Source organism: Pantoea sp. (assembly GCF_039594315.1).
In the GTDB taxonomy this organism is placed as follows: domain Bacteria; phylum Pseudomonadota; class Gammaproteobacteria; order Enterobacterales; family Enterobacteriaceae; genus Pantoea.
In genome coordinates this window covers 1-15038 of record NZ_JBCNNP010000032.1, presented here as the reverse complement: position 1 = coordinate 15038, position 15038 = coordinate 1, and the positions used below count along the sequence as shown (strand labels likewise).

The window sequence follows — 15038 nt, the reverse complement described above, 5'->3', positions numbered from 1 at the left end:
CCTCATATATGAGGCATACCTTAAACGGAGGGTTCCCCATGCAAAGCGAAGAACAACAACTGATTGAAAACCTGTTCAGCCGATTGAAACAGGCTGAGACGCAAAGTGGCCCGCGCGATGCGGGCGCAGAACAGTTGATCAAACAGCATTTACAGAATCAGCCCGGCGCGCCTTATTACATGTCGCAGGCGATTTTGATTCAGGAAGCGGCACTGAAAAAACTCAATGCGCAGGTAACGGATTTAGAGAATCGTCTGGCGCAGGCGCAGCAACAAGCGCCGCAACAGAGCAGCGGCGGTTTTCTGTCGAGCCTGTTTGGTGGCGGTTCGCGCCCGGCGTCGTCACAGCAACAGCAGCAGCCGTGGGGCAGCGCGCCGCCGCAACCGCAGCAGCAATATGCACCGCCGCCTCAGCAGCAATACGCGGCACCACCGCGCGGCACCGGTTTCCTCGGCGGCGCGTTGCAAACTGCGGTCGGTGTGGCGGGTGGCGTGGTGATGGCAGATATGCTGACCAGCATGTTCCATCATTCGCAGCCGGAAGAGATCGTGAATATCATCAACGAACCGGCACTGCCGCAGGTGGACAACAGCCTCGACACCTTCAACGGCAACGACAGCAACAATGCGTTTCTGGACAACAATTCGGGCTGGGATAACAACCTGGCGGATAACAACGATTTCGGCGACTTTGGCAGTGGCGGCGACTTCGATGATGATGACAGCTTCGTCTGATTAGCGCTGACGTAGCCACTTATCCAGTTCGTTAGCAAACAGTTGGCGGTCACGTTGGCTTAAGGTCGACGGGCCGCCGCTCTGAATCCCGCTGGCGCGCAGGGTTTCCATAAAATCACGCATGGTTAAGCGCTGACGAATGGTATCTGGCGTGTAACGTTCTCCGCGCGGATTCAACGCCGCCGCCCCTTTCTCCAGCACTTCTGCCGCCAGGGGAATATCACCGGTAATCACCAATTCGCCGGGCTGCACGCGCTTCACAATCTCGTTGTCGGCCACATCAAAGCCCGCAGCAACCTGCAAGGTTTTCAGCCACGGCGACGGCGGCACGCGCAACGGTTGATTCGCCACGAACGTGACGGTGACTTTGGTGCGTTCGGCAGCGCGATACAGCACTTCTTTGATGACATTGGGACAGGCGTCGGCATCAACCCAAATCGACATGATGAATCCTTTTTTCACAGGCAATGCCGCTGATCTTGCCGGTCTGGCGCGGAATGGCAACTTTTTTTGCGTATCGCCCGCCTTGTTATTAATCGCTGCTGACGTAAGCTTACCCCCACAGAAAAATGGACCACGTAGAGGATTAAGCGATGCTGGAGAAAAAAATCGGGTTTGTCGGTTGCGGCAATATGGCTAAAGCCATCATCAGCGGATTGGTTAACAGCGGGCAGATCGCCCCGGCCAATATCTGGGTGTTCGACCGCAAACCGGCCACTAATCAGGCGATGGCGCAGCAATATGGTGTGACGGCGGCGGACAGTGTTGAAAGCCTCGCGCGTGAAGTCGATATCCTGTTTGGCGCGGTGAAACCGAATGTGATTCTCAAAGTGCTGAAAGATTTGGCCGGACAGCTGAAGAAAGATGTGTTGGTGGTGTCGATTGCCGCCGGTGTGACGCTGGACTCGCTGGCTGCGGTGTTGGGCCACGACCGTAAAATCATCCGCGTAATGCCAAACACGCCGTCGCTGGTGAATGAAGGCATGACGTCAATCACGCCAAACGTGCTGGTTGAAGCGCATGAAGTTGATGAAGTGGTAGGTATTTTCGAAAGCTTTGGTAAAGCGGCGGTGGTGAATGAGTATCTGATTCACGCGGTGGTCGGCGTGAGCGGTTCAGCACCGGCGTATGTGTTTATGTTTATTGAAGCAATGGCCGATGCAGCGGTACTTGGCGGCATGCCACGTGCGCAGGCCTATCAATTCGCCGCTCAAGCGGTGAAAGGTTCAGCGCAGATGGTGTTGGAAACCGGCAAGCATCCCGGCGAACTGAAAGATATGGTGTGCTCGCCAGGCGGCACCACCATTGAAGCGGTGAAAGTGCTGGAAGAGCAAGGCTTCCGCGCGGCAGTGATTAACGCCATGCAGCAGTGTATGGCGAAGTCCGAGGCACTGAGTAAGCAGTAGATCTGTGCGGTTTGCCCCTCACCCTAACCCTCTCCCGCGCGCGGGAGAGGGAATGATTAGGTGAAGCACCATTCCGCCTAAGCGCTCGATCAGCACCTTCTCCCGCTTGCGGGAGAAGGTTGGGATGAGGGACAGCGCGCACAAACTAACCCGCACCTACCCTTGATACGCCTCATACAACGCCATCCCCTGCGCCAACGTCATTGGCTGCTGCATCTCCTCTATCAGCGCTGCCGTCAGCGTGTACCATCCCGCCGAACACACCGCCGCAATCATCCCTTCGCGCAGATAAAACGCCATAAACTGCTTATCCTGCAACGATCCCAGCAAGCGGTAATCATCCCACTGCTCCGCATGGCCTAAATACTCATAGCGCGTGCCGTAATGCGCGGTCCAAAAGAACGGCACACGATCATACAACTGCGTTTTGCCCAGCATATTCAATGCCGCGATGCGCCCTTGCTGGTGCGCCACACGATAGTGCTCAATGCGCTGCGGCCCCCGCACCGAAGGATAAGTCGCGATATCACCGGCCACCCAAATGTTATCAGCGACACGCAACTGGCTATCGGTGAGCAAACTGCCATCCTCTTCCAACGGTAGATCATGAATAAACGAGGTGGCTGGCGCGACGCCAGTGGCAAACAGCACCAAACTGGCCTCAATCTGCTTGCCACTTTTTAGCCGCACCGCATTGACCTTACCCTCGCCTTCCAGCGCCACCGGTTCGCCTTCAACAAATTTCACGCCGTTGCTGCGATGCAGATCGTAAAAGTACTGGCCGATCTCTTCGCCAAACTGTTTGGCAAACGGCAACGGATGACGCGCAATCACCGTGACATCGACATCACGATTACGCAACGAACCGGCCATTTCCATGCCGATAAAGCTGTTGCCGATGATCACCAGGCGTTCGCTTTCATCGACTTCTTTTAGCAACGCATCGGCTTGATCAAGCGAGCGCAGCATATGCACTCCGCCTAACTCTTTGCCGGGGATATTCAACGGTTGCGGCACGCCGCCGCTGGCAATCAGCAGTTGGTCGAATTTCAGCGCTTTGCCACCTTTCAGCAGCAACGTCTGTTCGTGCGCTTTAAGTTGCTCAACCTCGCCTTGTAAGCGTTCCACCGTTGCCAGCAACTCAGGCTTGAGCAGCTTCGGCACGTCATCGATCGCCATTTTTCCCGACGGCACAAACTTACTTAGCGCGGTGCGATCGTAAGGCGCTGCTGATTCGCGTTCGATCAACACAATGTGACCGCTAAAGCCGCTGTCACGCAGCGTCCAGATCGCTGCACTGCCCGCTGCGCCCGCACCTAAAATCACGCAGACCGGCGTTTTGCCTTGCGCGGATGGCGCGCTGGCCGGCGACATCGCCTGCGGATTGATCAGCACTTTGCCCTGTTCGATACGCACCGGATAACGCTTTAAATTTGCCAGCGCCAACGGCTCGCACATCTTCCCGTCTTGCAGTTGAAACACCGCCTTGTGCCACGGACACACCAGTTTGTCGCCGCACACCGCGCCCTGCTCTAACGGCGCACCCGCATGCGGACATTTGGCCTGTAGCGCCTGCACGCGCTCGCCATCACGAATCAGCACCATATCGGTCTCGCCGACGGTGACTTTGGTGGGTTTGCGCTGCGCCAGCGCCTTGAGTTCCACGACAGTTTGATAGCTCACGATTGGCCTCCATTCTTGTGGTTGTGAGGTAAACAGCAATTCCCTACAAACAGTAAGCCTGGCAAATCGTGATGGAATGTCGGCAACAACAAAGCGTAGCGGTAGATAACTAACTGTTTAAACAGAGAAGATAATCTGCTTAGGCCACCCGCTTGCCCAGCTTCACACAGCCACGCAGCGCAACACTGCCGTCAGGCTGCACTTTCAGCAGCAGCACATCGGCGGGCGCGCCACAGGCTAATCCTTGCTGTTGTGGCAAGCCAATCTGACGTGCGGGCCGCAGCGATGCCATCTCAATCGCTTGTGACAACGTGGCTAGTTGCTGACGCAGCAGGAAGTTGACACCTTCCAGCAATCCGCGCGCCGAACCGGCCAACAATTGCGGCGCATCGGCCATACTCAGCCGTCCGCTGGCGCTGAGCTGTACGCGACCGCCGATTGCGGTGTCATAAATGCCCGGCGGCTGCCCGGCAAACGCGGTGACGTCGCTGACCAGCAGCGCCTGCTCACCTTTGGCGCGCAGGAACACTTTCAACACTTCCGGCGGCAAATGGTCGCCATCGGCAATCAGCGTCGCCGCCAACGCATCTTCCGCCAGTTGCTGCCAGATGTAATTAGGATGGCGCGGCAGTTGCAGATGCGCACCATTGCCCAAATGGGTCGAGAGCGTCGCACCGGCTTCCACCGCGGTATGAATCTGCTGCGCTGTTGCTGAGGTATGACCAATCGCCACGCGCACCTGCTGCGCCACACAATGTTTGATCAATTCGTTGCTGTGCTCCCACTCCGGCGACAAGGTCAGCAAACGAATATGCTGCTGCGCCGCCTGCTGCCAGCCGTCAAATAAAGCAATGTCCGGCGCGCAGATCGCCTCACGCGGATGCGCGCCGCGCGGCCCGTCTTCCGGCGATAAAAACGGTCCTTCGAGGTGGAAACCCGGCACCGCATTCGCCACATCCGGATGATGTTCACACGCGCTGGCCAAGCGCTGCATTGCTTGCGCGATCAACGTGGGTTGTGCAGTGATCACCGTTGGCAGATAACTGGTGACACCTTGCTGCCACAGCGCACGCGTGGCGCGTAACACGTCTTCTTCGCTAAACGGAAAATGGTTGAAATCCACGCCCTGAAAGCCGTTGATTTGCAGATCCACTAAACCTGGCGCGAGGATGGTGTCGTCATCCAGAGTGTCCAGTGGACGAATATCCATGATCAGGCCGTCCTGCATCTGCAACTCAATCGGTTGCAGCGTGCGGTAATCGCGGCCACGCAGCAGGGAATCAGTCAAGTTCCACCTCCGGGCACGCATCGCTGTCGGTGTATAACGTGCAGCTTGGATGCTGGCGCAAACAGGTCGCCGGACAGGCGGTGGAGATATCATCGTGCAGCGTGGCGTGAACAGCCGCCCGTTTCGTCGCGCCCGGCACCATGCAGAACAGCCGCGTACCGCGCAGCAATGCGGGAAGGGTTAACGTCACTGCATGCGTGGGCACCGCGTCGAAGGTCGCAAAGCAGCCATCGTTGACCTGCTGCTGACGACACGCGTCATCCAGTTCCACCACTTTAACGCTCAAGGGATCGTTGAAATCTGCGACTGGCGGATCGTTAAACGCCAGATGTCCGTTTTCACCAATGCCGAGACACACCACATCAATCGGCGCGGCGTTGAGCTTTTGGCTGTATTCCTCACAGATCGCCGCCGGATCGCCGTCAGATGGAATCAAATGCACTTCGCCCGGCTGTACTAAATCAAACAAATGCTGGCGCAGAAACTGACTGAAACGCTGCGGCGCGTGGTTGGCTAAACCGATATATTCATCCATATGAAAAGCGTGAATGCGCGACCAATCGATATCGGGCGCAGCTGCCAACGCGGCTAGGAATTCGTTTTGCGACGGTGCAGCCGCAAACACCATCCGTACCACCGCTTGTTGGCTGAGCAATTGACGCAAATGAGTGGCGGCATCCTGTGCCGCGGCCTCACCAAGCGCCTGGCGACTGGCATAACGTTGCACCTGCAAACGGTCACGCGATCCTTGTTGTAATAGCGTCATGTTATCCCTCCTGAGAAGCATTGTTTTTCTGCGCCCAACTGGCTTGCGCGGGCGCATCGTGATCCTGATTAAGTGCATTGAGCAATTGATCGACTTCCGGGCGCACCGGCGCGCGGCGTAGCCAACCCATCAACACAAACAGCACCAGCGATGACATCACCGGCGCGGCGACCTGCGTAGCGGTGCTGACATCGGTGAGCAAGAATTTCACACAGAAGAAGGTGGCGACGCCGACCGCCCAACTCACCAGCGCGGCGGCGCTGCCGCTGCGACGGAAAGCGGGCAGCAGGCCCAACAACATCGGAATCGAGATGGGGCCGACTAAGCCACCGAACCAGATGATCAGCAGCGACAGCACGCCGCCAAAACGACTGGCGTTCATGGCAATGATCAACGTGGTGATGATGAACAGAAACGCCGTCAGTCGTGCCACTAGCAGCGAACTTTTGCCGCGCTGAAAACGTTTGGGCAGCATGCCTGGCAGGATATCGCGCGTCACCACGGCAGTGATGGCATTAGCGTCCGATGACGTCATCGATAGCGTGTGCGTAAACATCGCCACCAGCACCAGTCCGACCAAACCATTCGGCAGCAGTTCCATCGCCATCATTGAGTAGGAGCGCGACGGATCGCTGAGATTGGGAAACAGCAGCGGCGCCGCCCACATTGGCCAGAACAGAATCAGCGGCCAGATCAGGTACAACGCGGCAGACAGCAGCGCCGCTTTGCGTGCATCACGGCCCGCAGGCGCGGCGATGAAACGTTGCGCCAGATTCCAGGTGCCACCGTTATAGCTCAAGGTATAGATAACGAAATAGGCGAGGATAAAGCCGAGCGAATACGGCTGTTGAATGATCTGCGTATGCGTTTCGGGCAAGCGCTGCCAGATCGTGAACAGTTCGCCAAAACCGCCCAGATGCATTGCCACCGCCGCCACCATTACAATCGCCGCGACAAACTGCACCACGAACTGACCGAAGTCGTTGCAGGCATCGGCCCACAAACCGCCCATTACGGTGTAAAACAGGCTGAGTGCGCCCGATAGGCAAATGCCAACCAGCGGATCAAGCCCGGTAAACACGTTGATGATCACCGCAATCGCCGCCCATTTTGCGCCTACGTCAAAGGTTTTCAGCAGCACGCCGCTCCACGCCAGTACCATTTGCGTCGGCAAGTTGTAGCGTGTGGCGAGGTATTCCATCGGTGATTCGATATTCATGTAGATGCGCAAGCGCGCCCAACGCGGCGCGAACAAACGCGAACCAATCAGCACCGCGATGGCAATCGGGAACGCCCACCAAAAATAGATGGTGATGCCCATGTTGTACGCCACCGCCGCGTAGGCGACGAACACCGCCGCACTGTAGCCCGACATGTGATGCGACACGCCAGAAAGCCACCACGGCATTTTGCCGCCTGCGGCAAAGAAATCGCGCGTGCTGCCCACCTTGCGCATCGCCCACAGGGTTATAGCCACAATCATCAGCGCATAAAGCGCCATCACAGCATAATCAAGCACATTCATAGCAGACTCCACAGGTAAAGGCTGTCCAACGAACGGTCCGGCTTCGCGGGGAAATTGGCGATTATTTAATTAGTCATCATTTAGGACTAATGCATCCTGCCAGTGTTTTTAGCCGCGGAATGTGATGGATATCCTGGTATGCGTTTTTATTCTGACGTGATAAGTAAAATTGAATACCTGCATATTTAAATTTCATGCGGGTTTATATTGGTCACCATAAATGGCGGCCCTACAAAAAACTGTGAGTTAATATCCGCATAAAAAAAGGGTTCATGATAAACATGAACCCTTATTACATGTTAAACGTCAGCGGTTAATTCAATTAACTTTTCTTCAGACAGGAACTCATAAAGGTTTTACGTGCATCGCCAGCGAGTTTTTTATCCGCTGCATCGGCGTTGCAGGTTTTCATCTTCATTTGCTGCGGCGTCATGCTGCCCATTTTGCTGTCTTTTTTCAGACAGTCACTCATGAAGCTTTTACGCGCATCACCTTTCAGATTTTGTGTACCGGCGCTCTGGTTACACATGGTCATTTTTTCCTGCTGAGCGGTTTTCTCTGCTGCACTGGCTCCGCCTGCAATCAGCAGGCCTGCGGCCATTATTGCCAAAAGACACGATTTCATTACCGGATTCTCCTTAGCATTATTGCTTACTAAGCATGGCACGGAATAAGCAAATGCGAGAACTCCATAACGACATTTTCCTGTAAAAACAGGACCAAGCTGACTAAACGCGCGGGTGGTCGAGCAGTCTTTCAACGTAATTACGCAATAATGTGGTATCAGGCGTTTCCGCAGCCGGTGCCACCGGCGGCATCGCCAATTTAATACCCGCAGCGATTTCATGGAATTGTTCCGGATTCAGTTTGCGCAGCATCGCGGTTAACACGATTTCTAACGCCTCAACCTGAACCACTAATTCTTTAGACTCTTCTTCTTTTTCTGCCAGCTTTAGAAGGAGTTCCGCAATCAGGTTTTTCATGCGACAAGCTCAATAGAGAGAAGAAAAACAGACGTTAGCATTGAGCAGAATAAAACAACAAGGATTTTTAAGTGTTAAATGGAAAAATTAGCAATAACCGCAGCGCATTAAAAGCGATGCAAATTCAATATGTAACGGCGAAACGTTTCACTGATGACAAATAGTGTTTGTTGAAACGTTTCGCTTATTAGAAATTAATTTAAATTGGCACTAAATTAGCGTGGTTCCGAGAATCCACGACCCGGTCCGCCGCCGTGTCCGCCACCCCAGCCGCCACCGCCGCCTGGAGGTGGGAAGATGCAACCGCTCAATGCGCTAACCAATGCCACGACCGCGGCGAGTTTCATAATACGAACCATAATAACCTCAGAAGGGTGAAATCGGGCTGAGTGTATGAGGCCGCATCGGGCGCGACAATACAGAATTCTCCGCATCGCGCCGCTATTCATCTCCGCTCACCACGCTTAACAATTCGCGGGTACTGCCATGGCAAAAACATCACAGTTCCGGTCAATTACCAGGCGGACTCACCTCGCAAAATCATCGCTAATCCCTTTACTGTTGCGCTAAATTCACGCAATGTGAGCGCATTACAATTATTGAGATCTGATCATGACCTTATCCGCTGTTTCCCTCAGTGAAATTCTGGCACGCCGTGATTGGGAAAATCCGGTGATCACCAGCCTGAATCGATTGGATGCGCATCCTCCGTTTGCCAGTTGGCGCGATGAGATCAGCGCGCGTGATGATCGCCCTTCGCCTTCGCGCATCTCACTCAATGGTCAATGGACTTTCAGCTATTTCACTCAGCCGGAAGCGGTACCGCAAAGCTGGCTACTACAGGATCTGCCTGGCGCACATGCACTACCGGTGCCCGCCAACTGGCAATTGCATGGTTACGATGCGCCGATTTACACCAACGTGCAGTATCCGATTCCAGTCACGCCACCTTTGGTACCCAAAGAAAACCCCACCGGATGTTATTCGCTCACATTCAGAGTGAATGAAAATTGGCTAAATCAGGGCCAGACACGCATCATCTTTGATGGCGTCAATTCTGCCTTCTTCTTATGGTGCAACGGACAATGGATCGGTTACTCGCAAGATAGCCGTTTACCGGCCGAATTCGATCTCAGCGCAGCGTTGCAGCCAGGACAAAACCGCCTGGCGGTGATGGTGCTGCGCTGGAGCGATGGCAGCTATTTGGAAGATCAGGATATGTGGCGCATGAGCGGCATTTTCCGCGATGTGACCTTGCTGCATAAGCCACTTACGCAACTCGCCGATTTGCAGATTGAAACCGCGCTCAGCCCGGAATACATCCGTGGTGATTTGCGCGTCAGCGTTAAGATTCAGGCCGAAGCACATCAACTGGCACAATGCCGCTTACGCGTCAGTTTATGGCTCGGCGATAAGTTGATTGGCGAGCAACAACAAGCACCCGGTAGCGCGATTATTGATGAACGCGGTCATTATCCTGAACGCGGTTTAATTATTGTGCCGGTGCAGCAGCCGTTATTATGGAGCGCCGAAACGCCGCATCTGTATCGTGCGGTAGTTTCACTGCTCGATGAACACGGCACGCTGATTGAAGCCGAAGCCTACGACGTCGGTTTCCGCCGCGTTAGCATTGAGAACGGCCAACTGTGCGTCAACAGCAAGCCGCTGCTGATTCGCGGCGCTAACCGCCATGAACATCACCCGGAAAACGGCCAGGTGGTGGATGAAGCCAGCATGCGCCGCGACATTGAGTTGATGAAGCGCCACAACTTTAACGCGGTACGTTGCGCACACTATCCCAATCATCCGTTGTGGTATCGGTTGTGCGATGAATACGGCTTGTATGTGGTCGATGAAGCCAATATCGAAACCCACGGCATGCAGCCGATGAACCGATTATCCAGCGATCCGCGCTGGTTCGCCGCTTACAGCGAGCGCGTTACGCGCATGGTGCAGCGCGACCGTAATCACGCCTGCATTATCCTCTGGTCGCTGGGCAACGAATCCGGCCACGGCAGCACCCATGATGCGCTTTATCAATGGGTGAAAAGCAGCGATGCCACGCGCCCAGTGCAGTACGAAGGTGGCGGCGCGGATACGGCGGCAACTGACATCGTTTGCCCGATGTACGCGCGCGTCGATCAGGATCAGCCCTTCCCGGCAGTACCAAAATGGTCGCTGAAAAAGTGGATTGGCTTGCCGGGCGAAACGCGTCCGCTGATTCTGTGTGAATACGCGCATGCGATGGGCAACAGCTTTGGCGGCTTCGCCAAATACTGGCAAGCTTTCCGTCAATTCCCGCGCCTGCAAGGCGGTTTCGTCTGGGATTGGGTTGATCAAAGCCTGACGCGCTATGACGACAATGGTACGGCCTGGCAAGCCTACGGCGGCGATTTTGGCGATACGCCTAACGATCGTCAGTTCTGCATGAACGGCCTGGTATTTGCCGATCGTTCACCGCATCCGGCGCTGTTTGAAGCGCAGCGTGCGCAGCAATTCTTCCAGTTCCAGCCGGATGCGAACCATCCGTTTAGCTTTACCGTCACCAGTGAATACCTGTTCCGCCGCAGCGATAACGAAGTGCTGCGCTGGTCGGTTGAACAAGCTGGCGCAACCATCGCCGAAGGTGAAATGCCGCTGGATCTCGCTGCGCAAGGCAGCCAACACATTTCATTGCCGGTGACCGAAAACCTGCTAGCGCATGCCTGGCTCAATCTGGCGGTATATCAAATTGCGGCCACGCCGTGGTCAGAAGCCAATGCGCGTGTCGCGTGGGATCAATGGCCGCTGCCCGCCGCAATCGCCACGCGCCTGCCGGAAATCAGCGCCAGCGCGCCAGAATTGATCGCCAATCACAATCTGGTCGCCGTGGTGCTGCCGCAGCAACGCTGGCACTTCTCCCGTCGCAGCGGCGAGTTGGTGCAATGGTTTGTCGATGATGAAGAAACGCTGCTGTCGCCGCTGCAAGAGTGCTTTGTGCGTGCGCCGATTGATAACGATATCGGCACCAGCGAAGCCGCCAACGTCGATCCTAACGCGTGGGTTGAGCGCTGGAAACGCGCCGGTTATAACGAGTTGGAAGCGGTGTTGGTGGATATGCAGGCCGACAGCCTGAAACACAGCGTACTGATTGAAACCTGGCATGAATGGCGCGCTAACGGTCAACTGGCGTTTACCAGCCACAAACGTTACCAGATCAGCGCCAGCGGTGAGTTGTCAGTTAGCGTTGATGTGCAACAAGCGCCCGGCTTGCCGCCGCCAGCGCGCATTGGGCTGCGCTGCCAGTTGAAAAATACCCCTGAACAAGTGAGCTGGTTGGGATTGGGGCCGCACGAAAATTACCCGGATCGCCAACTGGCAGCGCAGTTCTCACGCTGGCAACTGCCGCTGGCGGCGCTCAGCACCGCCTATGTGTTTCCCGGGGAAAATGGTCTGCGTTATGGCACGCGTCAGTTACGCAGCGGCGATTGGCTGATTGGTGGCGATTTCGCCTTTTCACTCAGCCGCTACAGCCTTGAGCAATTGCGCGAAACCTCGCATCGCCACTTGTTGCAGCCGGAGGAAGGCTGCTGGCTGCACCTCGACGGCTTCCATATGGGCGTCGGCGGCGATGATTCGTGGAGTCCGAGCGTTAGCCCGGAGTTTTTGCTTTCTCAGCAGCGCTGGCACTACGCGCTGACGCTGCTTCAGTAGTTTGCTCGGCCATTTCACGCTGGCTCACCGGCGGAGTCAGCGTGGTTTTTGGCCGACGGTAGAAGCGGCGCAGCAAAAATACGTTAATCAGCACCACCATCGCGGTGGCGAAGAATACCCAACGATAGCCGGTCGCCGCCGAAACCGCCGCGCCCAATAATGGCCCCGCCACATTGCCCAAATACATGAACGATTGGTTGTAACCAAAGATGCGTCCGGTGACGTTATCGCGTGAATGGCGCACCAGCAGCGTTTGCACCGCCGGCATCATCGCGCCATCGGCAAAACCCAGCAGGAAGCGCAGCACACCCAACTGCGTAGCGCTGGTGACGAACGACATCGCTACCAGCAGCACCAGAGACATAATCATGGTGGCGATCAGGATACGTTGCGTCCCAATGCGATCGCCCAATTTCCCCAAACGCGGCGCGGCAATCAACGCGGATACGCCCGGCAGCGCGGCAATCACGCCGCTGAGGAACGCGATGTTCTGCGCATTCGGCGCCAGTTCGCGTACAAATAGCGTCAGAATCGGATTCACCGAGCCGTTGCACATCTGAATCACCATGGTGGTGATAAACAGCACCACCATCAAACGCGGGTTATCGAGACTGCGAAATACCTCGCGCCCGCTCATCTTGTCCTGCTTACTCACCGGCGTATAACCGGTCTCTTTAATCAGGAACAAGGTGACCAGGAAACTCACCATCAGTAACGCGGCGGTGACGATAAACACCATGCGCAATCCGAGCCAGTCGGCTAGCAATCCGCCAATCATTGGGCCGAGAATCACACCGCCAATTTGTCCGGTTGACACACAGCTGAGCGCCCAGCCGCTGCGTTCACGCGGCACCTGCGCGGCAACCAGCGCCATTGCGTTGGGGATGTAGCCGGAGGTTAATCCCATCAGCGCGCGCAGCAACAGCAACTGCCACGCTTGGGTAACAAACGCCTGCAACAGAATCACCGCGCCCATGCCGAATGAAGCGCGCAGCAGCATCAATTTGCGCCCTTTGCGGTCGGCAAGGCTGCCCCATAACGGCGCGACGGCGGCGGATACGATGAAGGTGACGCTAAAGGTGAGACCTGACCAAACGCTTAATGCGTTGCCGCCACGGATACCGAGTTCTTCAACATATAACGGCAGGAAGGGGATGATCTGACTAATGGCGAGGCCGGTAAAAAAGCAGCCAAACCAGACAGATATCAGATTAACTTTCCAGGACTCGATGGAGCGTAACATGGGCGTGTGCATCGGAAGAATGAAACAAGGGTTTAGTCTAACAACCTCGTAACATTGCTGGACGGCAAAACATGGCATGGCACCAAAAACGCAGTTTTACGCTGCCGAGCGTGATTCTGCTCACAGCAAATCATGCAAGAACCCACTTTTCTAGTGTCTTTATGTGCTGAAACATTGATTGCCGCAAGATAAGCGCATCGCGACGCGGGGCAAACGTGAAAAAATATGTCTACTCGTTACTGACAAGTTTCCACGGCGCATCTATGTTTAAAAAACCACCAGTCATGGCTGGCGACGCGCTGTCCGTTCTGGACAGTCTGCATGCTTAACCTTTATTTCTCCCTGCTGCCACTATCCGGCGGCGTGCATTGTTGTCTCTGCGGAGGTCAGCTATGAGAACCCAGCCAAACAGCGCCAGTCGGGCGATTACCGACTACTTCAACAGCCCCGCCTGGCATGCACCGCATGAGAGCGATTTACTGGCGGCAATCATGCGCGAGCTGATGGACGACGGACAGCCCGCCACCAGCAAAGCGATCATTGCGCGGGTGATTAATAAACTGGAGTTTGTTGGCGATGAGCAGCAGTTGCAAAGTTATCGCAATCTGCTGGCGCAATTACTGGAGTCCGGGCCGCAAAAGTAGCGGCCCTGGCGCTTATTTTACCGCTCGCAGATGGTCGGCTTCGCTGACAAAGGCTTTGCCGCTTTGACGTTGATACAGGCAGAGTTCGCGTCCGACCTGATTCTTCATGTGCTTTTGCGGATAGCGCCCTTCCAGCAGCAGCGCATCAAATCCTACGCTGTCGTCATACTGAATCGGCTTACCCACCACTTTGACGCTCTTCAGGCCGCTGGCCTTCAGGCAATTTTGCTGCATGTTTTTATCGTTTTGCTGCCACGCCGCTTCGCTGGACGCTTGAGCCAATGGGCTGAGCAACAACGCTAATAGCAGTAATTTGTTGGACTTTCTCATCATCACTCCTCAATCGGTCTTGCTGGCCGAAAGATAAAAAAATTCCCGCCGAAGCGGGAAGAAACAAGACGAGCATTGCATATTCGAGAGTGACGAGGAAATCTCCGTAGTGCGTGATTATCCTCGCCCGGCGCTGTGACAGCGCGATGACAATGCTGTGTCTGTTTCGTGTTATCCGCAGTAAACGCGCGAAATTTTACCGCTTTGATCTGCCGCGAAATTAATCCGACGCAGATTGAAATCCATGGTCACCGCAGAGTTCCACGGAATGGCGCGCACCGGCACCGCAAAGCGTTTGCTATCGAGCGTGGACAACGGCTGGCCAACGTAGTTTTGGTATTGCGACGCGCCGCACTGATCGGTTTCCGAATCGTGGCTGGTCGCCGCAGTGGCGTCGGGTTTGCTGGCGGACTGGCAAGCGGTGAGGGCAAAAAATGCCGTTACCAGTAGCGCTTTTCCATAATGGGTCACGAGTTTCTCCTCCTGGATTAATAGACAACCGGTTTCTGAGAGTAGCAAAGCGTGACCGTGAAGCGAAAATTTAAATAGCAGATTGGTCGCGAAATTTGACTTAAAATCGCGATCTCACTCGCATAAATGCAGCGTGATTGAGGGTGGTCACCATAAAGGTACGACCGGGCACATAGGTAACAGATCAGACCGGGCACATAGGTAACACATTTGTGCTCAGTCTATTCGGATAATACGTCTTTCTTCCCGGTCATAATATGCCAGTATCAGCC

At 55.3% G+C, this 15038-nt stretch carries 15 protein-coding genes; 4 read left to right on the top strand and 11 right to left on the bottom strand.

Annotated elements, in window-relative coordinates; translation table 11 throughout:
• Positions 1-38 precede the first annotated feature (38 nt).
• A complete protein-coding gene (locus ABDW13_RS16400; protein WP_343553617.1) occupies positions 39-734 on the top strand; it encodes a DUF2076 domain-containing protein in 696 nt (231 codons plus the stop codon).
• Here ABDW13_RS16400 and ABDW13_RS16395 read toward each other — a convergent pair whose 3' ends face one another.
• Positions 735-1178 carry a YaiI/YqxD family protein gene (locus ABDW13_RS16395; RefSeq protein ID WP_343553616.1) on the bottom strand — a complete coding sequence of 148 codons (444 nt, stop codon included), beginning with the start codon at positions 1176-1178 and terminating at the stop codon, positions 735-737.
• A gap of 149 nt (positions 1179-1327) precedes the next feature.
• Here ABDW13_RS16395 and proC point away from each other — a divergent pair, with 149 nt between their 5' ends.
• Positions 1328-2140 (top strand): pyrroline-5-carboxylate reductase, encoded by an 813-nt coding sequence (gene proC, locus ABDW13_RS16390; protein ID WP_343553615.1) that lies wholly within the window; start codon positions 1328-1330, stop codon positions 2138-2140.
• 156 nt (positions 2141-2296) lie between these two features.
• Here proC and ABDW13_RS16385 read toward each other — a convergent pair whose 3' ends face one another.
• The 7 genes from ABDW13_RS16385 to ABDW13_RS16355 form a co-directional block, all read right to left on the bottom strand.
• Positions 2297-3823, bottom strand: coding sequence for an FAD-dependent oxidoreductase (locus ABDW13_RS16385; protein WP_343553614.1), 1527 nt, complete (start codon positions 3821-3823; stop codon positions 2297-2299).
• A 139-nt stretch (positions 3824-3962) separates the two neighbouring features.
• A complete protein-coding gene (locus tag ABDW13_RS16380) occupies positions 3963-5111 on the bottom strand; it encodes an amidohydrolase family protein (RefSeq protein WP_343553613.1) in 1149 nt (382 codons plus the stop codon).
• Positions 5104-5877, bottom strand: coding sequence for a glucosamine-6-phosphate deaminase (locus tag ABDW13_RS16375; protein WP_343553612.1), 774 nt, complete (start codon positions 5875-5877; stop codon positions 5104-5106). Before ABDW13_RS16375 ends, ABDW13_RS16380 begins: the two co-directional genes overlap by 8 nt.
• 1 nt (position 5878) lies before the next feature.
• Positions 5879-7402 carry a sodium:solute symporter family protein gene (locus ABDW13_RS16370; protein ID WP_343553611.1) on the bottom strand — a complete coding sequence of 508 codons (1524 nt, stop codon included), beginning with the start codon at positions 7400-7402 and terminating at the stop codon, positions 5879-5881.
• A 322-nt stretch (positions 7403-7724) separates the two neighbouring features.
• Positions 7725-8027 carry a PsiF family protein gene (locus ABDW13_RS16365; protein ID WP_343553610.1) on the bottom strand — a complete coding sequence of 101 codons (303 nt, stop codon included), beginning with the start codon at positions 8025-8027 and terminating at the stop codon, positions 7725-7727.
• Between the two features lie 103 nt (positions 8028-8130).
• Positions 8131-8385, bottom strand: a complete 255-nt coding sequence (gene iraP, locus ABDW13_RS16360) for an anti-adapter protein IraP (RefSeq protein WP_343553609.1) — start codon at positions 8383-8385, stop codon at positions 8131-8133.
• Between the two features lie 215 nt (positions 8386-8600).
• Positions 8601-8732 (bottom strand): hypothetical protein, encoded by a 132-nt coding sequence (locus tag ABDW13_RS16355; protein WP_343553647.1) that lies wholly within the window; start codon positions 8730-8732, stop codon positions 8601-8603.
• 265 nt (positions 8733-8997) lie between these two features.
• Here ABDW13_RS16355 and ABDW13_RS16350 point away from each other — a divergent pair, with 265 nt between their 5' ends.
• On the top strand, positions 8998-12078 hold the full coding sequence (locus ABDW13_RS16350; protein ID WP_343553608.1) for a beta-galactosidase: 3081 nt from the start codon (positions 8998-9000) through the stop codon (positions 12076-12078).
• Here the strand turns inward: ABDW13_RS16350 and ABDW13_RS16345 are convergent.
• On the bottom strand, positions 12017-13321 hold the full coding sequence (locus ABDW13_RS16345; RefSeq protein ID WP_343553607.1) for a multidrug efflux MFS transporter: 1305 nt from the start codon (positions 13319-13321) through the stop codon (positions 12017-12019). The two genes, ABDW13_RS16350 and ABDW13_RS16345, sit on opposite strands and share 62 nt — an antisense overlap.
• 392 nt (positions 13322-13713) lie before the next feature.
• Between ABDW13_RS16345 and ABDW13_RS16340 the strand changes: the two genes are divergently transcribed.
• A complete protein-coding gene (locus tag ABDW13_RS16340) occupies positions 13714-13965 on the top strand; it encodes a biofilm development regulator YmgB/AriR family protein (protein ID WP_343553606.1) in 252 nt (83 codons plus the stop codon).
• Positions 13966-13977: 12 nt separating this feature from the next.
• Here ABDW13_RS16340 and ABDW13_RS16335 read toward each other — a convergent pair whose 3' ends face one another.
• The gene (locus ABDW13_RS16335; RefSeq protein ID WP_343553605.1) at positions 13978-14295 is read right to left on the bottom strand and encodes a hypothetical protein; all 318 of its coding nucleotides are present in this window, start codon (positions 14293-14295) and stop codon (positions 13978-13980) included.
• Between the two features lie 171 nt (positions 14296-14466).
• Complete coding sequence (locus ABDW13_RS16330) at positions 14467-14766, bottom strand: I78 family peptidase inhibitor (protein WP_343553604.1); 300 nt, start codon at positions 14764-14766, stop codon at positions 14467-14469.
• Positions 14767-15038: the final 272 nt, after the last annotated feature.

Excerpts from the sequence above, each read along its gene's own strand:
- ABDW13_RS16400 (WP_343553617.1), top strand. The coding sequence starts at position 39 with ATGCAAAGCGAAGAACAACAACTGATTGAAAACCTGTTCAGCCGATTG.
- proC (WP_343553615.1), top strand. The coding sequence starts at position 1,328 with ATGCTGGAGAAAAAAATCGGGTTTGTCGGTTGCGGCAATATGGCTAAA.
- ABDW13_RS16350 (WP_343553608.1), top strand. The coding sequence starts at position 8,998 with ATGACCTTATCCGCTGTTTCCCTCAGTGAAATTCTGGCACGCCGTGAT.
- ABDW13_RS16345 (WP_343553607.1), bottom strand. The coding sequence starts at position 13,321 with ATGTTACGCTCCATCGAGTCCTGGAAAGTTAATCTGATATCTGTCTGG.
- ABDW13_RS16375 (WP_343553612.1), bottom strand. The coding sequence starts at position 5,877 with ATGACGCTATTACAACAAGGATCGCGTGACCGTTTGCAGGTGCAACGT.
- ABDW13_RS16365 (WP_343553610.1), bottom strand. The coding sequence starts at position 8,027 with ATGAAATCGTGTCTTTTGGCAATAATGGCCGCAGGCCTGCTGATTGCA.
- ABDW13_RS16370 (WP_343553611.1), bottom strand. The coding sequence starts at position 7,402 with ATGAATGTGCTTGATTATGCTGTGATGGCGCTTTATGCGCTGATGATT.
- iraP (WP_343553609.1), bottom strand. The coding sequence starts at position 8,385 with ATGAAAAACCTGATTGCGGAACTCCTTCTAAAGCTGGCAGAAAAAGAA.
- ABDW13_RS16355 (WP_343553647.1), bottom strand. The coding sequence starts at position 8,732 with ATGAAACTCGCCGCGGTCGTGGCATTGGTTAGCGCATTGAGCGGTTGC.
- ABDW13_RS16340 (WP_343553606.1), top strand. The coding sequence starts at position 13,714 with ATGAGAACCCAGCCAAACAGCGCCAGTCGGGCGATTACCGACTACTTC.
- ABDW13_RS16335 (WP_343553605.1), bottom strand. The coding sequence starts at position 14,295 with ATGAGAAAGTCCAACAAATTACTGCTATTAGCGTTGTTGCTCAGCCCA.
- ABDW13_RS16395 (WP_343553616.1), bottom strand. The coding sequence starts at position 1,178 with ATGTCGATTTGGGTTGATGCCGACGCCTGTCCCAATGTCATCAAAGAA.